The organism is Lyngbya aestuarii BL J, from assembly GCF_000478195.2.
GTDB classification, from domain to species: Bacteria; Cyanobacteriota; Cyanobacteriia; order Cyanobacteriales; family Microcoleaceae; genus Capilliphycus; species Capilliphycus aestuarii.
The window spans coordinates 63,098-83,780 of sequence record NZ_AUZM01000022.1; the positions used below are offsets into that span (position 1 = coordinate 63,098).

18 protein-coding genes, 1 tRNA gene and 1 pseudogene are annotated in these 20,683 nt (G+C 41.9%); 9 read left to right on the top strand and 11 right to left on the bottom strand.

Annotation, left to right across the window (positions count from 1 at the left end):
- Positions 1-24 precede the first annotated feature (24 nt).
- On the top strand, positions 25-1,365 hold the full coding sequence (locus M595_RS11630) for an adenylosuccinate synthase (protein ID WP_023066388.1): 1,341 nt from the start codon (positions 25-27) through the stop codon (positions 1,363-1,365).
- A 98-nt stretch (positions 1,366-1,463) separates the two neighbouring features.
- On the opposite strand, the gene M595_RS11635 is transcribed toward M595_RS11630, so the two are convergent.
- The 4 genes from M595_RS11635 to M595_RS11650 all read right to left on the bottom strand — a co-directional run bounded on the left by M595_RS11635 (position 1,464) and on the right by M595_RS11650 (position 5,657).
- Positions 1,464-2,450, bottom strand: coding sequence for a patatin-like phospholipase family protein (locus M595_RS11635; protein ID WP_023066368.1), 987 nt, complete (start codon positions 2,448-2,450; stop codon positions 1,464-1,466).
- 63 nt (positions 2,451-2,513) lie between these two features.
- Positions 2,514-3,179: an HAD family hydrolase gene (locus tag M595_RS11640; RefSeq protein ID WP_023066443.1), complete on the bottom strand. Its 666-nt coding sequence runs from the start codon at positions 3,177-3,179 to the stop codon at positions 2,514-2,516.
- A gap of 238 nt (positions 3,180-3,417) precedes the next feature.
- Positions 3,418-4,857 carry a thioredoxin domain-containing protein gene (locus tag M595_RS11645; protein ID WP_023066410.1) on the bottom strand — a complete coding sequence of 480 codons (1,440 nt, stop codon included), beginning with the start codon at positions 4,855-4,857 and terminating at the stop codon, positions 3,418-3,420.
- A complete protein-coding gene (locus M595_RS11650; protein WP_023066405.1) occupies positions 4,854-5,657 on the bottom strand; it encodes an alpha/beta fold hydrolase in 804 nt (267 codons plus the stop codon). Before M595_RS11650 ends, M595_RS11645 begins: the two co-directional genes overlap by 4 nt.
- A 317-nt stretch (positions 5,658-5,974) precedes the next feature.
- On the opposite strand from M595_RS11650, the gene M595_RS11655 reads away from it, so the two are divergent.
- Together M595_RS11655 and M595_RS11660 are read left to right on the top strand one after the other, a co-directional pair.
- The gene (locus M595_RS11655) at positions 5,975-6,220 is read left to right on the top strand and encodes a TIGR02450 family Trp-rich protein (RefSeq protein ID WP_023066426.1); all 246 of its coding nucleotides are present in this window, start codon (positions 5,975-5,977) and stop codon (positions 6,218-6,220) included.
- 4 nt (positions 6,221-6,224) lie between these two features.
- Complete coding sequence (locus M595_RS11660) at positions 6,225-6,830, top strand: hypothetical protein (protein ID WP_023066435.1); 606 nt, start codon at positions 6,225-6,227, stop codon at positions 6,828-6,830.
- A 156-nt stretch (positions 6,831-6,986) separates the two neighbouring features.
- On the opposite strand, the gene hpf is transcribed toward M595_RS11660, so the two are convergent.
- Positions 6,987-7,625 (bottom strand): ribosome hibernation-promoting factor, HPF/YfiA family, encoded by a 639-nt coding sequence (gene hpf, locus M595_RS11665; protein ID WP_023066427.1) that lies wholly within the window; start codon positions 7,623-7,625, stop codon positions 6,987-6,989.
- 234 nt (positions 7,626-7,859) lie between these two features.
- Here hpf and lipB point away from each other — a divergent pair, with 234 nt between their 5' ends.
- The 4 genes from lipB (at position 7,860) to M595_RS11685 (ending at position 11,369) form a co-directional block, all read left to right on the top strand.
- On the top strand, positions 7,860-8,546 hold the full coding sequence (gene lipB, locus M595_RS11670; protein ID WP_023066429.1) for a lipoyl(octanoyl) transferase LipB: 687 nt from the start codon (positions 7,860-7,862) through the stop codon (positions 8,544-8,546).
- 66 nt (positions 8,547-8,612) lie between these two features.
- Entirely contained in the window at positions 8,613-9,383 is a 771-nt protein-coding gene (locus M595_RS11675) for a pentapeptide repeat-containing protein (protein WP_040483980.1), read from the top strand.
- Positions 9,384-9,428: 45 nt separating this feature from the next.
- Positions 9,429-11,171 (top strand): hypothetical protein, encoded by a 1,743-nt coding sequence (locus M595_RS11680; RefSeq protein WP_023066438.1) that lies wholly within the window; start codon positions 9,429-9,431, stop codon positions 11,169-11,171.
- A gap of 106 nt (positions 11,172-11,277) precedes the next feature.
- Positions 11,278-11,369: transfer RNA gene (locus tag M595_RS11685), tRNA-Ser, on the top strand.
- Between the two features lie 185 nt (positions 11,370-11,554).
- On the opposite strand, the gene M595_RS11690 is transcribed toward M595_RS11685, so the two are convergent.
- The 4 genes from M595_RS11690 to M595_RS11705 form a co-directional block, all read right to left on the bottom strand.
- Positions 11,555-12,022: a DUF2141 domain-containing protein gene (locus M595_RS11690; protein ID WP_023066384.1), complete on the bottom strand. Its 468-nt coding sequence runs from the start codon at positions 12,020-12,022 to the stop codon at positions 11,555-11,557.
- Positions 12,023-12,485: 463 nt separating this feature from the next.
- Positions 12,486-14,399 (bottom strand): molecular chaperone DnaK, encoded by a 1,914-nt coding sequence (dnaK, locus tag M595_RS11695; protein WP_023066409.1) that lies wholly within the window; start codon positions 14,397-14,399, stop codon positions 12,486-12,488.
- A gap of 381 nt (positions 14,400-14,780) precedes the next feature.
- Complete coding sequence (locus tag M595_RS11700; protein WP_023066370.1) at positions 14,781-15,140, bottom strand: DUF760 domain-containing protein; 360 nt, start codon at positions 15,138-15,140, stop codon at positions 14,781-14,783.
- Positions 15,141-15,299: 159 nt separating this feature from the next.
- Positions 15,300-16,565, bottom strand: a complete 1,266-nt coding sequence (locus M595_RS11705; RefSeq protein WP_023066415.1) for an MFS transporter — start codon at positions 16,563-16,565, stop codon at positions 15,300-15,302.
- 205 nt (positions 16,566-16,770) lie between these two features.
- Here M595_RS11705 and M595_RS11710 point away from each other — a divergent pair.
- Positions 16,771-16,967, top strand: a pseudogene (locus tag M595_RS11710) (transposase); the annotation flags it as partial.
- 292 nt (positions 16,968-17,259) lie between these two features.
- Here the strand turns inward: M595_RS11710 and M595_RS32290 are convergent.
- Together M595_RS32290 and M595_RS11720 are read right to left on the bottom strand one after the other, a co-directional pair.
- Positions 17,260-18,630 carry a carbonic anhydrase family protein gene (locus M595_RS32290; protein ID WP_023066395.1) on the bottom strand — a complete coding sequence of 457 codons (1,371 nt, stop codon included), beginning with the start codon at positions 18,628-18,630 and terminating at the stop codon, positions 17,260-17,262.
- A 303-nt stretch (positions 18,631-18,933) separates the two neighbouring features.
- Positions 18,934-20,004, bottom strand: a complete 1,071-nt coding sequence (locus M595_RS11720; protein WP_023066448.1) for an RNA-guided endonuclease InsQ/TnpB family protein — start codon at positions 20,002-20,004, stop codon at positions 18,934-18,936.
- A gap of 140 nt (positions 20,005-20,144) precedes the next feature.
- Between M595_RS11720 and tnpA the strand changes: the two genes are divergently transcribed.
- Positions 20,145-20,552, top strand: coding sequence for an IS200/IS605 family transposase (tnpA, locus tag M595_RS11725; protein WP_023066447.1), 408 nt, complete (start codon positions 20,145-20,147; stop codon positions 20,550-20,552).
- Positions 20,553-20,683 lie beyond the last annotated feature (131 nt).

Here is a 20,683-nt window from a genome sequence, read left to right on the forward strand (position 1 = left end):
CTAGAAGCTTGGCGTAGAATTCCCTTGGCTAACGTAATTGTGGTCGGTGCCCAGTGGGGTGACGAAGGAAAAGGAAAGATTACTGATCTGCTGAGTCGGTCAGCAGATGTCGTAGTTCGCTATCAAGGCGGTGTGAACGCTGGTCATACCGTTGTTGTCAATAACCAAACGTTTAAACTGCATTTGATTCCCTCGGGGATTTTGTATCCCGACACGGAATGTATCATTGCCGGGGGAACGGTCATTGACCCGAAGATACTGATCCAAGAACTTGATCAAGTCGAAAGCCTCAATGTCTCTACAAGTAAGCTAAAAATTTCTCAAACGGCTCATGTTACGATGCCGTATCATCGATTGTTTGATCAAGCTTCAGAAGAACAACGTGGACAACGTAAAATCGGAACAACCGGGCGGGGAATAGGCCCAACTTATGCCGATAAGTCAGAACGAACTGGAATTCGGATGATCGATCTGATGAATCCCGAGGGACTGCGCGCCCAACTTGAATGGACGATTAGCTGTAAAAATGTTGTCTTAGAAAGATTGTACAACTTACCGCCCCTTGATGCGGAAGCAGTTATTGAAGAATATTTAGGATACGCTGAACGTCTACGTCCTCATGTGGTGGATAGTTCATTGCGGGTGTATGAAGCAATTCGCCGTCGGGAAAATGTTTTGTTTGAAGGGGCGCAGGGAACCCTTCTCGACTTGGATCACGGGACTTATCCCTATGTAACTTCCTCTAACCCCATCGCTGGAGGGGCTTGTGTGGGCGCTGGTGTTGGGCCAACGGTGATTGATCGAGTGATTGGGGTGGCGAAAGCTTACACCACTCGTGTGGGTGAGGGGCCTTTTCCGACGGAAATGGTGGATGGTATTGGAGAAGTATTATGCGCGCGCGGGGCTGAGTTTGGGACAACAACGGGACGTAAACGCCGCTGTGGTTGGTTTGATGCGGTGATCGGACGATATGCAGTGCGAGTCAATGGGTTAGACTGTTTGGCGATTACAAAGTTAGATGTTTTGGATGAATTAGAAGAAATTCAAGTTTGTGTTGCTTATGATATTGACGGGGAACGTTGCGAAAATCTTCCTAGTGATCCGCATAAATTTGCCAAATGTAAACCCATTTATGAAAGTTTACCCGGTTGGAAAAAATCCACGGAAGATTGTCGCGCTTTAGAAGATTTACCCCAAGCTGCGTTAGATTATTTAAAGTTTCTTGCAGAAATTATGGAAGTGCCGATTGCGATTGTTTCGTTAGGTGCGAGTCGCGATCAAACAATTATTATTGAAGACCCTATTCACGGGCCAAAACGGGCGTTACTGGATTCTAACGGTCAACCGATTCAGATAGAAAGTTAACGTTTAGTTAGCCTGTTTGAGAAAGCGGAAAATTGAATCGAAAGTGGGATATGTCCGAGAGTTAAGGTTAGGGTGAAACCGATAATTTTGATCATCTTTTAATTGGAAGCCTCTGATGATTCATCTAGTACCTTTTGAATCTCAGGAATCTTTGCTTTTGCAGCATCATATCCTTTTTGCATAATGGGTTTAGCTTGATGAAAATCAAAAATCCCAAAATCCATTAAATTCGGTTCAATTAGTAAATCCGGTTTGTCAATTTGTAGCTTAATCTCAGTCACTTGTTGTTCCATCACATTAATTGAATTTCCAATCACATCAAATATATTTAAACCCGTTTTAGGATCAGGTATCCAGTCGTCAATATCGTTAGGTAAAATCTGTTTCAGTGCATCGTATCGACCCGTGAGATTTTGAACAATTCCACTTTCTTGCTGTTCTTTCTCCTGACGTTCCTTTGATTCTTCGTCTATTTTTTCACTGCTGATATCGCTTTGGGAGATATAGGGATAACCATCAGAATCAGCTTCCTCTGCATCTGAATCACTGTTGAGGTTAACTGCAATAATAATCTCAGCACCCATATCTTTAACCACACTCACGGGAACGGGATTAACAATACCCCCATCGACTAAGTAAACTTCTTCGCGTTTAAAAGGTCTAAAAATTCCCGGAATTGAAATACTCGCCCTCACCGCATCAATCAAGGAACCCGAGTCAAAAACAATCTCTTTTTTTAACAAAAAGTTCGTCGCTACACATCGAAAAGGAATCTTGACCTCCTCAATGTTCTGATCCGACAGAAATTGACTAATAAAGCCAACAACTTTTTCACCATCAATCAATCCTAGATTCGGAAACGAAATATCCAACAAAGATAATAGATAATCAACATCAACCTCACTGGCAAAATCTTCTAATTTACTTAAGGCTTCTACACCGTAAATCGCCCCAACTAAAGCACCAATACTCGCCCCTGATAAATAATCAACTTTAATCTCCGCTTCTTCTAAAGCACGAATTACACCAATATGCGCCCAACCACGCGCACCGCCACTTCCTAATACTAATCCAACTTTTCCCAATGTACTCACCTCCTGTTTATTTAAAGTTATTTGATTTGAAGCAATTTACAGTGATTTAAAACATCAAGAACTCAGCGGAGATTCCTCATAATGATCAAGTAAATCAGCCGGATCTTTATAAATAGCAATACAACCCGCTTCTTTTAAAACGTCTTCAGAAAATCCCCCGCATAAAACCCCAACAGTTGATAAGGAAATTTTCTCGGCAGCTTGCGCGTCGTAGGGACTATCACCCACCACAATAACTGATTCTTTACTGACGTTTTCAAAATGATTAAGTGCGGCGATAAAAATATCAGGATGGGGTTTAGCCTGTTCAACGTCTCCTCTTGATGTTACCCCATTAATTAAATCTTTGATCCCGAGAAGTTCTTGATAATGTTCTACAGTTTTAGGACGAGCAGAAGATGCTAAAACGATCTGATTTCCATCTGCTTTTACTCGTTCTAAGAGTTCTCGAACTTTGGGAAATGGCTTGACTTGACCGAGCAAATTTTTCTGATAGTATTGTTTGCGATAATCGCTAATTTTAGAGCCGTCTTTATCTATTTCTTCTTGAGATATGAACTCGGGGAGAATATACTCTCCACCTTTACCAATTTGTTGTCTAACCTTATCAAAATCAGCATGATAACCATACTGTTCAAACGCTTTCACCCAAGCTTCAGCATGAAAATGGACTGAATCAACTAGGGTTCCATCTAAATCAAAAATAATAGCTTCAGGCATGAATATTTTTAACTCTAGGGGTTAAGTGCGATTGTCACTGAATCACCTTTATAGTAAACCTGAGATGGCAAGCTTTTGTCCTGTACCTATAGGTAGAAACTGATTAAAATAAAAGAAAAGTTATTTTGTCAATCCCTCATCGGGATTAATTATTTTTAGAGTAGAGGACATCCAGAGCGAAAAGTTAATGTTGTGATTATTAATTTTATTGTCTGATCTACCCTAAAAGTCTAATAACCTAAGTAAACTTGACTCGGAAATTCCCATTTTCTTGGTCGATAAACTGCTCAAGCTGTTCTAAGGTCAACGAACTTGGCAGGGGATAACGAGCGGAAATTAAACGCTTGAGATCTGTATGATAACGGATCATCGAAGCAAAATGTCTCGGATATTTCTCCTCATCTACACCGACAAAATTACCCTGTATTTTGGCTTTCTGAAAGACTTGACGCCAACGTTCGATAGAGGGTAAACCTACAGAATTAACACCATGAGAAAATAACATCAGGTAAATTTCATCGTAGGGATCAGTATTGTCTAAATAATTTTCGAGTGCGTCGAGAGAAGGTTGCTTATTAAACTTCATCCAAAACGGCACCGAACCCGTTTTTAACGTCCACATCGGTTCTGTTAATAGAAAAGATTCTACCAGCAAACAATTGGTGACAATTTGACGCTGTTTGTACCACCAACGGTAGAGTTCCGCCACAAAAGGACTCAAATCTTCCGGTTCAGTAAAAATAATTCGCCGAACATGATATCCTCGTTCTTGGGCAAACCGTTCGACATCGTGACGTAGGTCGGCTTCAAACCCCCATTCTGCCTCGGGTCGTTCTCCATCGGGTTGGGGTGCGTCCCACTTGCGGCGATGGGAGTTGTACCGTTCGAGATAGTCTTCGACTCGCTTGCTCCCGTGAAGAAATTCTTCCGATGTTGCTCCCCCCAACGCTCCAAACTGAAAAATATGGCGATCGCTAACTTTCGTCGTCGGCCAAGTTCGCTGACATTCGACCAAAAAAATTGTCCCGCCTGGGGGTAAAGTCTTCTGTAAAAAGCGTTCGTAGGTTTCCCCCAAACCCAACCGTTTCACCCGAAAATAAGCCATTCCCTGACTCGTTAACCGATCTTGACAGGGATCGTGCATTTGGTGCAATATAAGTTCTGGATTATTTTCCAGTAAAGCCTGTGATCGCTCTCGGCCCCAATTTAAAGCCTGTTTCGGTTCATCAATATCAATCTCGCCACCATGCTTAACCGGAATCAGAAACGTCTGGGGGAGCCAGGGAATACCCAACGCCGCACAGAGGTTAACCAAAGCACCACAGGACGAACCAATTGCCACAGCCGGATAGGAACGTTGGGGATATTGATTAACCATCCACTGGGCGACAACTTCGGCTCGGACGTCTTCTAACTGTTCGGGAGCGATCGCCTCTCCTGCACTTCCAGCAATATATATCTGTTCTTGCAGCGATCGCGGTAACTTGGTGATTAGATCGGTGATCGGTTCAAACGCAGAAGGCACCACACCCATTCCGGGAAAATCTTCTCCTCGCAGATAGGCGCTCGTTGCTCTTAGCATACCCGTAGCGGAGTCAAAGTCAGCAATATAAGGGGGAGTAAAGCCATTTTGAGCAAGAATAGAACTTACAACAGGATTGGTGGAAGGTGCTTTCATCGGGTTAACTCCTGATTTTTGCTGAGATGGGGTCCGGTACCGTTAATAAAGGCTCGTGTGACTCGGGCGACAGCTTCTGGCATCTTATAATTGAGCGTGTGTCCTCCGTCTGCAATTTCGACGAATTGGCTATTCGGTAAAAGATTAACGATTTCCTCAGCCCATTGGGGAGATACCAACGTGTCTTTTTCACCCCGGACAACCAGCGTGGGAACGTTGACGTGAGGTAGTTTTTCCTCCATCGCATCTGATAACGCCATTTCAAAGGTATGAAGAACCCGTGCAAAACCCGCTTTCCAGTAATCTTCAATTTGAATAACAGCTTGTGAGGGCGCTTCGTTGGGTGCATCGAGGATTAAACACCAAAGCTGTTGGTAAAATGTACGGGCGTGGCGATCAACTGTTGGCCCTTGTAAGATCGCTCGTTCGAGGCGGTTAGGGTGACGCACCGCAAACTCGACGATAATTTGACAGCCGAGGGAGTTTCCCAACATTGTGGCCTGTTCAATGCCCACTGCGTCCATCCATTTACAGAGGATATCAGCTAACTCGGATAAATTTAAGGGCGGTGAGGGTTTGTCGCTTTCGCCGTAACCCGGTAAATCTGGCACATATACTTGATAATCTGGTACGAGTTGTTCGGCAGTGGGAATCATGTAACGACCCGAAAGCCCTGCACCCGGCACTAAAATGAGTACAGGCGCATCTTTTGGGGGGATTTCTGCTGATATTCGGGCGTGTATTGATAAACCTTCAACAGTTGTATATAGCGATCGCAATTTTCCCTTTTGTCGGTTCATGTTCATTCTTTTGACTGGGTTTAGTTGATCGGCACATCGACTAATATTGCCTGGTATTTAACTGCACAACGCTTGATAGAAGTGATCGCTTCTTGCGTGAACACTGCTCGTTCAACAGTATAACGGCTTTGATTTGACGAGACTTCTAACCACAGAAAGAACTTTTCGGAACATTGAGTTGGATAATCGAGTTGGATAATCTAGAAAACTGTAGGGAATAAAAACGGGTTTTGCAAAAGTTACCGAGTTTTTGAGATTTTCCAGAAGACGGGAATCTGTCAAAATAGTCAAGAAGAAGGCAAGCTAACGACTGAAGAATGCCAAAAAAGCAAAAATTTCCGTATCTCGTCGGTTCCAAATGGACAGCCACTCAAAAAACCTGGGGTTGGCGACATTTTCAGGTTGTTAACCGTAAAAACGATGGCAAATGGGTATTTGCCGAAATGGTTGCGTCTTGTGATCCTGATGTTCGCTTTTGGTTAAACGCCAAACAACTTAAAGATCGTAGCCTCTGGGAACCCGGATGGCAGTCTACGCAGGAGTTAGAAAATCTGGAAGGATAAAACGATGATGGAAAATAACCCGCTAGAAACAGCAATTGATTTGTCTCAAACTGCAACGGATCAACTCAAATCTCTCGTAAACACATTACCGCCTGAACGCATTACACCACAACTGATCGCCGAAGTCGAAGTGCTATTACAGCAAACTTTAGCGAACTTAAAAGCGGTGATCAACCCGCCCAGTTTAGATCATATTCCTGCTGATGTTTTATCTCAAGCCGAAAGTTTGGGAATTCCTCTTGATGATATTGAAGTTCAGGTGGCAATGTCTTCCCATCATCTCAGTCAAATTATCGGTGTTTTGACAGAAATTGACAATCGGGCGGAAATGATTAGACGCAGACGAGAATATTTCCTGGTTCGACTTCCTGATATAACTGTTGAAAAGTTGGGTTCACGGCTTCCAGTCATGACAGCAGCAGACTTGCAGGGGCCAACCGAACACACTCCGGCATCGGTTCGAGACACACTGAAGGCAAAATACAATCTAAATTTATTAAACCCCAAAAGGCATTCACAAGGTTCGTTGTTTGAGAGAATTAAACAAGCCAAACAAGCGTTAGAACCTCAAGACATCAGTTTAGAAGATGAAGATGATTTACCCTTCTGATTTTGTTGAGGAGAGTTATAAATATGAAGAATTAAAAAAAATTTTATTTTTACAAAAGAGAGACGTTACTGATAACATCTCTACAAAAATATTAAATATTATGTTTTGAGGGCTTGACAAACGTCAAACCCCCAAATTTAGAACTAGAACCGATAGCTATACAGAAGACTCTTGTGGGAGAACCTGGCTGCTATGAGTTGCTTTTCCGTTGGTGTGACCGTTATTGTTGCGGGGTTGGATTAAACCGTATCCTCCATGATGAACACGTTTATAAATGACGTTTAGTTCTCCGGTGTCGGCATTGCAAAACACGTAAAAATCGTGATCGATCAGTTGCAATTGTTCCAGGGCATCTTGAAGGCTCATCGGGGGCATGGCAAAGTATTTGGTGCGTACCACCTCTGGGGGAAGTTCCGGTTGGCGATCGCCAATCAGATCTTCGATCACCGGTTGGTTTTCTACCACTTCCGCGAGTTTAGGTGAATGAAGATGTTTTCCTTGCCGTTTGTCTTTGAATTTGCGAAGTTGACGAGCGATCTTATCCGCAACGAGGTCAATACTCGCATACAGATTTTCACTACTTTCTTGGGCGCGAATCACAGTTCCATTTGCGTAAATTGTGACTTCGGCGGTTTGCTTTGGATTTATCCGAGGATTACGAGCAATTGATAAGTGAACATCCACTTCGTTCGTAAGCTGCTGATAGTGGTTAACAGCCTTAGTAATTTTTTGATGCACATATTCGTGAATCGCTTCAGTTATTTCAAGATTTTTACCCTGGACCACAAGCTTCATAAAGCTTCCTCCCGCTCATAATGTGGGCATAAACTCACCTTAACACTTTGGATTGAGGATAGATTATCCCTTTAAAATCTGTTGCATCCCTTGACAATTCTTGATACTTTCAGGGTAAAGTTATGTTAACTTCAACTTGATTTTTGAGGAGATTTCTACTACCCTCCTAACTTTTTAATCCTCTATGTATTGAGTTCGTCTACTTATGATATTAACATATACATCATCTACAAAATGTCTGTTTTGCTTGATCCCCATCCTCCTCGATGTCAAGTTTATCACTTAGGATTAGTCCCTTACCAGATTGCTTGGCAGTGGCAAAAATCGCTTGTACAACGGCATAAACAGCATCCGGAGTCCGATGATGTACTTTTATTACTAGAACATCCCCCGGTCTATACGCTAGGACAAGGAGCCGATCCAAAATTCATAAAATTTAACCCCAATTCTCAGAATGCCGAACTTTACCGAGTCGAACGGGGCGGCGAAGTCACCTATCACTGTCCAGGTCAGTTAGTCGGCTATCCCATTCTCAACTTACGACGTCATCAACAAGATCTGCACTGGTATCTCCGACAGCTAGAAGAAGTGATTATTCGGGTTTTGGCGGTTTATGGGGTGAAAGGCGATCGGATCGCAGGCTTAACGGGAGTTTGGATCGCTGACAAAAAAGTTGCTGCTATCGGGATAAAAGTCAGTCGTTGGATCACAATGCACGGTTTTGCGATTAATGTCTGTCCAGACTTAGAGGGATTTGAACACATTGTCCCTTGTGGAATTTCTGATCGCGCAGTTGGTCGTTTAATCGAGTTTATACCTACTGTTGCCCTCGAAGAAGTGCGATCGCAAGTTCAAAAGGCCTTTGCAGAAGTCTTTGGTGTGGAACTCATCATCGTTGAAGGTCAACCCAATGGGGAATAAGCACAATTCACAATTCTCTCCTGAATAATTTAAGATGACGACAGTAGCTTTACATTATTCTGTCCTATGAACTTCAGAATTCTTGCTACCGTGATGGTATTGAGTGTAGTAACTCTCGTTCAACCTACCCGAGCGGAAAACATAGAAACAATTCGTCAGCTTTTGTCCAGCAAACAATGTCCAAATTGTAATCTTGCGGGTGTGGGTTTGGTTTTAGCCGATTTAGTGGGTGCTGATCTACAAGGGGCGAACCTGACAGGGGCTAATCTCAGTCGCGCCAACTTGACGGGGGCGAATCTCGCCGGGGCGAACCTGACTGGAGCTAGTTTACATGGCGCCAATTTAACGGGTGCTAATTTAGCGAGAGCCAATCTCAACGGCACCGATCTGCGTGGGGCTTATTTAATGAATGCAGTTCTCAGCGAAAGTAATATTAAAGATGCTCAATTGGTGGGTGTTATCGGAATGCCAACCAATACGGGAAAAGCAGAAGATTATTACTTTTGGGGCGTTCAAGAGGCTAAAGAAGGAAACTATGTGAATGCGATTGATTTTTATAGTCAAGCCATTCGTTTGAAGCCCGATTTAGCGGCGGCTTTTTTTGGTCGTAGTATGGCTAAAGCGGATTTAGGAGACTTAGTGGGTGCGATCGAAGATGCCCGATCTGCTCAAAAATTGTATGAAACTCTAGGATCAAATGAGGGTAAAGAAATTTCTACTCAATTGGTTCAAATTTTAGAATATCAGCAAAATCCTGAGAAACCTGACAATAATGGTGGGGGATTTTTAGGAACGTTACAACAAGCAGCTCCTTTGCTGTTGAGATTATTGTTTTAGGTCAATTTATTAATCTAGTTGTTGTGTGACTGAGGGAGGTAAAATATGAGTGATCAGCAGAAATCTTTCTGGGATTCTGTGGGCAAAAAAGCATCAGGTTTAGGGAAGTCAATCGGTCATCAAGCCTCAGAAACGAGTAAAAAGATGACAAAAAAAGCCACCGATGCTGCTAAACAAAAAGCCACAGAAATGGGTGAAACGATTAGTAATAATGCTTCCGAAGCCGGAAAAAAGGTGATGGAGACGGCAACGGGTTCAGTGGAGTCTGCGAAAAAACAAACTCAAAACTGGGTAGAAAATATATATTCAGAATCAGAAGAAAGTGCCGAATCAACTCCATTACATGATTGGAGTTTAGATGAACTTTATCATACTTTTATCAGATCTCAAACCGCAAGTTTTGGTGGAACTCAAACCGTGACGTTGAAAACAGGTAAAAGCTACACGGTTAAAATTCCGCCTAACCCCAAAGAAGGTTCTACTTTGCGATTGAAAGGATGTGGTTTAGACGGACAAGATGCCTTTTTAGTATTACATACATTATTGAATCCTGTTTTTAATATTGATCGCAAAATCAATAATTTAATTGTTCAAGCTCCCGTTTATGATCGGACAAAAGTTCGGTGTTTAGAAGCCTATAACCGGATAATATTGGCTTTGCCGACAGAAGATTATGCGGCGTTAAATTTGCTAGATTATTTAGTTTTTTCCTCGAAAATATATTCAGAAATTGGTCAACGTTATACAATTGCCAGTCATAATTCTCGTTTACTTAGGTTAGAAGATTGTGTGCAGAAACTATTAACGGCTTCTCAACTTGAGACGGAAGAACAAAAACGGATTCGTTCAACTTATCAATATTTGAGGAGTGGAGAAGCGGTTCCTGAGTTCAAAGCTTTGGATCAGCTTGATGCCCTGATTCTCTATTCTAATTTAAAACCGGAATTAAAAAAATATTATTTAAGAGCAAGTGCGATTACACGAGTGATGACGATTGATTGGATTATGGTGAATGAGATTGATGTCAATCAACAGATTGTTCAGTCTGATCGACCTCGTTTTTTAGCGGTTTATTTACAACTCAGAAATGATCAAGAAATTGTAGATTTGAGAACATTAGAGGCGTTTGATGCTTGGGTGGAAAAAGCAAATTTACCTCTAATTTGTACGATGACTTATAAACTGATCCGTCAGCGAGAGTTTGAACTCAATGATGAGTTTGAGTTGGATGATTGTAGTGAATCTTATCAGGCGATAGAAGCGATGAATCAAGCACTAAAAACCTCTGGAAAGGGTCAGGAATTTAATGAGAATTATCGAGTCAATGTCATGGAAATTAAGCCGGGAATGTTGACGGAAACGGCTTATCATTCAGTCTCTAGAGGAGGGTTAGGACTGTTAAGTGGAATGCCGATGGTCAAAGACTCAAAAACATTTATAGAAACCGCAGCTAGAATTGCAATTACTCGGGTGAGTCAAATCACCAGTGCCGACAAAAATAAACTTGGAATTTCTACAATTTTGAACCCAGAAACAACCAACACTACAGTCGGAGGAAATTGGCAAGCAGTGAGTGCATTAGGAACACAAGAACAAGGCATGAGTCAGTTATCTGGCTTGGATGCTTATCGAGCAATAATTATGGAAATAGAAGGAGTTATGGGTTTAAGCCAAACCAGCGATCAGAAATCTGTTAATCAGTCTGGGTTAAACGTTTGGAAATTATTACGTGGAAATAGCGATCAACAGCGAACTCTTGAGCAATTAGAACATCAGTTGTATTGTTGAATAATGCAGGCCCCTTGCTCTCAAACTCTGGGACTGCCCTAAAAATCTATTTAAAGGATCTAGACACGCCTAAAATAATTTGCTATCATACGAAGATGTCACACTTGGAGAGGTGGCTGAGTGGTCGAAAGCGGCAGATTGCTAATCTGTTGATAGGTACGTAAGGCCTATCCGAGGGTTCGAATCCCTCTCTCTCCGTTCCTACCTAATATTTTCCCTCCCATTTCCCTCAGAAAAAACTATTTTAACAAAACAGTGAGCGACCCGATATTTCTTGATTTAATCATCAATAAGGGGATCACTTCATTTTTGTCAAATCTCATATTCAACCCCAACTCAAAGACAAAGCTAGAGGTAAAAGCAATAACCCCTAGCTTTTTGGCTTATTTGTTAAAATTCCACAGATATTGTAACTTAATCTGAATATTATTTTGTACCTGAGCGACCACAACAGCAGTATCATTAAACTGAGGAGGGCCAGCAAGAATAGTGGGGTTGCGAGAAAAACCAAAGCCTTCGGTGGGAATCCCCAAACTGTTGAGGTTTAGAGTTTGATCACTATTCGCGTCGTGGAAAACAGCAACCGCATAATTTCCCGGAATTAAGTTTTCAAACCTGATTTTTGGATTTTTTTTTCCAAGCTGAATACATTGAGTTTGCAAAGCATTCTCTTTGTTGTCAGGAAAGCCTTGACTACTTGAAAATAGACTGAGACAGACTTGACCTGTTTGATTTTTTAAACCATCCAGTTCAACAATTAAATTATTTTCCGTCGCATCTACACTCGGTATAATCCCAAAATTACCGAGAATAGAAAGTATCAAAACACTGGCTGAAAATCGTTTTTTCATTATGACCTTTTCAATAATTAATATTCAAATGCCATTCTTTTTATCTTCTCCCCTCAAAAATTGAAGAACGGAAATTGATCTCAAAATGAACCAAACCCCTATTCTCAGCTATACAGAGAAGCTTAAACAGAATCAGGGGATTTCGCTAGAAATATGAGTGATAGAGTAAGCCCCCCTCACCCAATTGAGCGCAGGTTAACGCCTTAATTTACATTCTGTGTGGCATTTTGTCAAGATTTGTTAAGGAAAATATAAAAAGTTTATTAAACATACAATAACACAAAAATACCCCCAATCCAAAAAACTGACTTCGGGGGGATTCAAGATCGAAAATATTGAATATCTATTCAAAAATTAGATCAAAATAGAAGTGTTCATCTTCAAAAAAACATCTATCTAATAACAGAAAAAGAGGTGAGCAAAGCCCACCCCAAATTCTACCGAAAGGTTGAGAGAAAACCGATTACTTCGTTTCTACAAAATCCGCATCAATGACATCATCACTAGCAGGGGAAGCCGTATTAGAGGTACTCGTGGTGTCGTTTGCCGTCGCACCATTACTAGCAGCACCATTGGCTTGACTATAAACTGCACTTCCTATCTGCATTAATGCTTGTTGTAGGTCATTGGTGAGAGATTTCATTTGTTCAAAATTATCCTGATTAATCGCCTCACGCAAGGAGGTAATCAAACTTTCTACCTGATTTTTATCCGCTTCAGAGACTTTATCAGCAAAATCTTTAAGCTGTTTTTCCGCTTGATAAGTCAACGACTCAGCCATATTTTTAGTATCAACTTGTTCTCGTCGCTGATGGTCAGTTTCGGCGTTTGCTTCCGCATCTTTAACCATACGTTCTACTTCAGTTTCATTCAAAGTAGAAGCCCCTTGAATGGTAATCGATTGTTGCTTACCACTGGCTTTATCTTGGGCAGAAACCGATAAAATCCCATTTGCATCGATATCAAACGTCACCTCAATTTGCGGCATTCCCCGAGGCGCAGTTGGAATACCATCTAAGCGGAAATTTCCCAAACTTTTATTGTTAGATGCCATTTCTCGTTCGCCTTGCAAGACATGAACATCAACGCTTGTTTGTCCGTCTTGGGCAGTCGAGAATGTTTCTGACTTCTTAACTGGAATTGTGGTGTTGCGAGGAATGAGTTTAGTCATCACACCACCCAAGGTTTCTACCCCTAAAGAAAGAGGTGTCACATCTAACAACACAACATCTCGAATTTCTCCGCCTAAAACTCCCGCTTGAATCGCGGCACCAACGGCAACAACTTCATCGGGATTAACACCTTGAGACGGTTGTTTTCCACAGATGCGATGAACTAATTCTTGTACTGCTGGAATCCGAGTTGAACCCCCAACCAGAACAACTTCACTCAGATTAGATGCACTCAAATTTGCATCTTTTAGTGCTTGTTCTACAGGAACCCGACAACGGTCTAGTAAATCGGAACACATTTCCTCAAACTTCGCCCGAGTTAAGGTAATATCAAGGTGTTTAGGGCCGTCTTGAGTTGCCGTAATAAAAGGAAGGTTAATGTCAGTTTGTGTCGCGCTGGAGAGTTCAATTTTAGCTTTTTCTGCGGCTTCCGTTAACCGTTGCAAAGCTTGTTTATCTTTGCGTAAATCAAAGCCTTCGTTCCGTTTAAATTCTTCTGCTAGCCAATCGACAATTTTTTTATCAAAATCGTCACCACCCAGGTGAGTATCTCCCGAAGTTGCTAAGACTTCAAACACACCATCACCGACTTCGAGAATAGAAACGTCAAACGTTCCTCCCCCTAAGTCAAAAACGAGAATAGTTTCGTTTTCTTTCTTATCTAATCCATAGGCGAGGGCTGCTGCGGTGGGTTCGTTAATAATCCGCAAAATTTCAATTCCGGCGATTTTTCCTGCGTCTTTAGTCGCTTGACGTTGGGAGTCGTTAAAATAAGCAGGAACAGTGACAACCGCTTGGGTAACTGTTTCGCCGAGATATTTACTGGCATCTTCAACCAGTTTACGAATAACTTGGGCGGAAATTTCTTCCGGTGCAAATTGTTTTTTAGATAACGGACAATCGAGTTTAACGTTACTGTTGTTATCCGATAATACTCCGTAAGAAACTTCTTTAGCTTCGTTGGTAATTTCTGCGTGTTTGCGTCCGATAAACCGTTTAACTGAATAAAAGGTATTTTCGGGATTCATTACGGCTTGACGTTTAGCAATTTGTCCGACTAAACGTTCACCTGTTTTGGTGTAAGCAACAACGGAGGGTGTGGTGCGTCCGCCTTCTGCGTTGGCGATAACGGTAGGTTTTCCGCCTTCTAATACGGCGACACAAGAGTTGGTGGTTCCAAGGTCTATTCCGACTACTTTTGCCATGTTAATTTCTCCTAAATTTCTTCTTTTAGTTAAAGTTTGTATTAGCGATAGATAACGTTATAATCTGGCTCTATCGAGTGGATTTTAGAGAACTCGATGATTTTTGCGAGCGGTTATACTTCGCTAAATTATCTTAAAATTTGACCGTTTAATCAGGTTGGATTGAATGGAGACTTTCGCAAACTCATTCTACAATCGGTTTATTTATTTCCTACCTACTAGGTTATCGATAATCTGTTTTTTGAGCAGTTCGGTTTGGCGAACCTTTATTATCGACTTTTCCGAACTCTAAAAATCAGATGTGATCACCATCTAAAAAAATAGAGGGCGCATTTTGCACCCCAGACCGTTATTTTGACAAGCGTTTAAGCTGGCTGTAAATTAGTGATTGTCTTTAGCTTCTGAGGACTGATCTTGATGATGGAGTGACGTCGGCAAAGAGTGTTCTAAATTCATGCGTTGAGAAGCACTATGCAAGAAATAACCATTTAACATCGCTGCGGCTAAGAGTTGTCCTAAATTTTCACGACTGGTGGTAATAGAGACATCAAAATGTTGGGGGGGTAAGTTCCCTAATATGCCGTTTAGATGAGATTCCATCAATTGACGAACTTCAGAATTCGGCTTAGACAGTTGAGTGATGGATTCGGCATCGAGAGATTGAATATACTCGGAGAGAACATTCTGATCACGAGCGTCAGAGTTGAACCCGTGTTGAGTAAATTGAGATTGATTATTCATGTTATTTTTCCTTTATGACTTTCTCTAAACTTTCTATCTATTTGCTAGTATAGAAGACTAAGGATGAGAGTTTAGTGAGTGTAACCGAACCATTTATTTTCGGATTTCACAGCCTGTCAGGTTATCCGAGAAATTAGTCAGGTTAATTTAACTTTAGGATTAGCTTTTGAATATATAAATATCTTCTGCTTTTCCGAGTGCAAATTTAATGGAGTCGGGAATATTGCGGCTAGACTGGGTGATAAATATGATTAAACCGAGTAGGGCTAACCCGGCATCTAAAAGATACATATTCGAGTAACCAACTTGTTCGGCGACCCAGCCAAATAGAGGGCCAGCCAGTGCAATTCCGATATCAAATCCCCCAACACAAAGGGAGAAAAATCGACCCCGTTCATCGGGCGAACAGCGGTCTGTTACCAGGGTGATAACGGTGGGAATGAGAATTCCGGCAGCCGACCCTTCTATGGCGGCGGCAAATAGAATTTCGGGGATGTTATCGGCCGTTCCCAAAAGCAGCATGGAGACCAGATAGAAAACCAAAGCGATGGTGATAAAGATACCCCGACCGTATCGGTCTGAAGCCCGACCGACAAATATACGGGAGCTAAAACTGGCGATCGCTGCGGTAGAATAAAATAATCCGGCATTTAATTCCAAGTTTGACGCGGCAATATAAAGCGGCAAAAAACTCACCAAGCTGCCAAAAATTAAGCCGACAATTGCCATGACAAAAGCGGGAGTTCGCAGGGGGGGACTTCCCATCAATTTGAAGTAGTGAAAGAGTTTGTTGAGGCGAAGTTTGGGCGTTGAGGGGGTGAAGGCCATATTTTCTAATGGGGGTTTGGGGCGGGTCGGTTCCCAAACTTGAGAAATGCCGAGTCCGGCCAGAAGTCCAAAGGTGGCGGCGGACAAAAATAGAAATTTATAGCCCATCCACGCCTGTACGAACCCCCCAAAAGCCGGGCCAATTGCCATACCGACGGGGGTAACGAGACTCATATAACCGATCACCTCGCCCCGGCGGTTTACGGGCGAAATATCGGCGACCAAGGCGCTGTAACCGATGGTAAAGGCGGCGATACTGATCCCGTGAAACGCCCGAATGACCGCCATTGTCGGAATGGAAGTGGCTAAAAGGTAGCCCAGGGGGGCGAACATGACGGCGGTTGTCCCGATGAACAAAACGAGTTTGCGACTTTTGGCATCGGCAAGGGGGCCGAGTCCAAACCGGGAGGGTAAAAGTCCGATGGCAAACGCCCCCATGACCAAACCGACTTGTTGGTTCGTGCCACCGAGGGCCTGAATGTACAGGGGTAAGGTGGGGAGTAGACTGCTGGTGCTTGACCAAAAACACAAACCTGCAATAAACAGAAGTAATAGGCTGCGGCGTCGCTTGGGTTCGAGAGTTGAAAAAACGTTCAAAATATCGATTCCTCGGAAGACTCAACTGGATGTCCGACCAAGCCGTTGGTGCGATGAAGACATCGGACATTCTTTCTATTGTGTAACAATTTATTAAAAATTGGGAGTTAACATCTATCCAATCTTTTTGATAAGTTTAGATTGGTTCTGATTTTTGTTATGAAAAATAGGAAGACCCGTGCATGAGAGTCACTCGTACCCTGCGTTAAAGAATTGTCTGATTCCTCAACTCGAACCGGGAGACATTATTATTGTTGATCGTGCCAGCTTTCATCAAGGAGAGTATATTAAAGAAATTATTGAAGACGCCGGATGCGAAATTTGGTACTTGCTCTCATACTCTCCAGATTTGAACAAGATTGAAAAGTGGTGGGCTGTTTAAAGACATGGATGAAACAGCGAAAAGTTGAGGCAGTGCGGTCTTGGGGTCTCCCCAAGTAGAGCAACTGCCGTGGCGGTGTCGGTTTCCGGAGTCTGTGTCGCCTGGGGAGACCCCAGGCGTTTATACCGGACGTTCCCGCCAAAGTTTTTAAGAAGAGATTAAAGGAATTAAAGACGGTCAGAGAATGGGTAGACGCTGCCTTTTTTAATTGTCCTAATGTATGCGCGTAGCGCTAGAGTCAACATGAGCGGCTATATGCCCTTATATTCTCAAGTTAACCTGTCATAATTTTTGTTTAGGGATTCGTAGTCTCTAAACAGAAACAAAATTAGACGAAGTAAGAGTCGTTGTATCTACTCCTGTGAGCGTGGCTAAAATTTCTTTAGTGCTATCAACAAGAATACTGTTACCCGCGAAAGAAAGATCGCTAAATGTTAAACCTCCTGACAAACCAATTAAGTCATTTCCATTATTAAAATCAGCAATGGTATCTGCTCCTTCTCCAGTAGCTAGGACGAAAATATCATCACCTAAATCACCAAATAAAACATCGTTTCCTAAACCACCGTTTAGAAGATCATCACCTTGACCGCCGTGCATAGTATCATTACCTTCAAGTCCAAAAAGTTCATCTTCACCCCGGCCAGCGAAAATCAAATCAAAGTATTCACTGCCTGAAATAGTGTCATTGCTTAGAGTGCCGAAAATCTGATAGACAGGAGTCTTTCCAAAATTGAGATCGGTAATGGACTCATCGCCTGTTATCTGTATCTGGTAATTAACTTCGTTAAACTGCCTTCCATTAACAGGTTGTAAATCGCGATTATTAGATTCTACATTAGCACTTGCTAAAAAATCTTGGTAGATCTCGATTTGTTCTGAGGAGACTTCGATAGGTTCTTCAAAAACAAACCAATTAACATTTTCGCTAAATGGTGGAGTCGTCAACGAACCATTATAAAACCATCCCGACTTGTCTGGTAACAACTCGGTAATCTCAAGTGATTGGCTAAATTCTACGCTGTCTGGCAGTTGTCCGTTTGTTGCTAGCTGTGAGTTTACAGTATCGAAAAGGGGGGCTAATGTTGGGTTGAATTCGCCCTCTTCAATTAATACGCCAAGGACTGTCAGTCCTCCAGTTTCGTTGCTATGTACGATGTGCATTTCTAGATCGGAAAGCTCGCCATTTACAGCGTGTTCGCTTTCTGCATGAAAATGAATATTAACTAGCTCAAACTGTTCTCCGTTGAGACTAACAAAGTTATTGTTTCCTGCTCCATAGACCACTTCAAAACTGGTGCCTTTATTTTCAATTTCTATCGCTCCCTGACCATCGTAGCTAGTTTTGACAATCTCGTTGAAATCGGTCGGGGCAATGTTAACAATATTGACACCAGATTGGAAATCGTCCGTGACATCAGGCTCAATTTCTATTGTCTCTGTAGCAAAAGTCGGCGAAGTTTGTACAAAGCTTGGCTGACCCACTTGGCGAACTATATAGGAATCCGGGGCTAAATTTGAGAATTCGTAACCCCCAGAGGTATCTGTAGTGTCTGTTGCTACGATGTTGCCACTCGAATCAAGTAATTGAATTTGAACACCATTTAATCCCGCTTCTTGTGAATCCTGAACTCCGTCAGAATTAAGATCGCTAAAGATTGTGCCTGTAATTGAAGCTACCATGTTAAAAACAAATTAAGTTATGTTAAGTTATATTAATAATATAAATGTAATACCGTTTCTTTGTAAAGCTGGGCTTAATAAAAAACGCTTAATAAAAAATTAAGCTGATCTAATCGACCCAACTCGACAACATAAGCTATCGGTTGGGAGAAGTTGAGATGGACAATGATCGGCTTGGGATTGGCCAGCAACAATTGGCCAGCAACAGGATGCTGAGATTGAATATAGAGTTGCAAAACGCTGTAGTCATCAGGGGTGAAGTACCTGTCGCCAACATTTCATTTATGGCGCAGGCTTCCTGCTTCATTGACAATTGCCTCTGCCAGAAATAGGTTCCGGCTTTGGTCTTACATCGTCTCCACAGGCTAGTACGCCACTTCCTGGCGCTAAAAAATAGTCACGCAAATTTCTTGCTGCATTAATATCTCTATCGTGCAACGTTCCGCAGTTAGGGCATTCCCAAGTCCTGATTTTTAAGGGCATTGATTTCATTCGATACCCACAGTGATTACAGGTTTTTGAACTGGGAAAAAATCGGTCTGCAAACTCAACTACTTTTCCTTGCTCTTTAGCTTTGTATTCGGTTAGAGTTTGCAGCATCCCCCAAGCAGCATCATTAATTGATTTCGCCAAACAATGATTGCGAGTCAAGCCTTTTATATTTAGGTTCTCAAACACGAGAACTTGGTTTTCGTTGACAATCTTGCGTGAAAGCTTGTGATGAGAATCTAATCGACAATTTGCAATCTTGCCGTGAATTTTGGCTACTTTTAATCTCGCCTTATTCCGATTAGCAGAACCTTTGGTTTTGCGAGACAAACGCTTTTGGTATTTTGCTAACTTCTTTTCATACTTTCGATAGAATAGGGCAGGTTTAATCTTTTCTCCATCGCTCGTAACAATCAGAGCATCTAAGCCCAAGTCAATCCCGATAACTTTTCCCTTTGTTGATTGTTCCGGTAATTCTCCAAGCAACTCAATCCTGAGTGAAGCAAAATACTTGCCTGAAGAAGTCATCGAAACCGTGACAGATTTAACCTTGCCTTTGATTTGTCGGTGAACTTTAGCCTTAACTTCGCCTAGCTTTGGAAGTTTAACAGAACTACCATTTACCTTGAAACCTTGCGGATAGGTTACAGATTGTTTTCTGTGTTTTGACTTGAATCTTGGGTGTTTACCTGTTCCTCTGAAAAAGTTTTTGAAAGCTGTGTCTAAGTTTTTAAGCGATTGCTGTAAAACTTGACTGGCAACTTCAGCCAACCAAGGTAATTCTTGCTTGAGAGTGGGTAATTGATTAGCGCATTTTGTGTAACTCAATCCTTTACCCGTTTTCTCATAAGCCTTGTTCCACTCCGCTAAAAATCGATTATACACAAATCTAGCACAACCAAACTATGCGCGAGAGTTGAATGCACTGTTCTGAGTTTGGATATAATCTGATTTTTAGAGAGGTAAACATTAACCCTGAGCGATAAACTGTTGATAGTATAACGCAAATGGAGTCGATTGACAATATGAGTGTAAAAGTATCGGCTAGAGCAATTTCAGACATCAAAGCTCATTTGGTGCTAGTCTCTAAATATCGGAAAAAAGTGTTCACAGATGAAATGTTGACGACCATAGAAGTTGTAATGAACAAGAACCTAGAGAAAAATGGTTGCGAGTTGATAGAGTTTAATGGGGAACCCGATCATGTACATCTGCTTTTTCAATACCTCCCCCAACAACAACTAAGCAAATTAGTTAACTCAATGAAAACCGCTACCAGCAGAGTATTGTCTAAGCAGTTTGAGTCTGAGTTGAAACAAGTTTACTGGGGCAAGAAAGTTGTATGGTCAAGTAGCTATTATATTTCTAGCTGTGGAGGGGTTACTGTTGACAGGCTTAAAGAGTACATTGAGGAGCAAGATAGACCTGATTAGTTATTTTTTTGTCGCGATTCATCCCGTCGCCAACATTTCATTTATGGCGCGGGTCTTCTCACTCCATTGAGATAAATTTATCAAAAATATCCCTTGAGGACTGTTCAACATGAAAAATTATCAAATTAAGC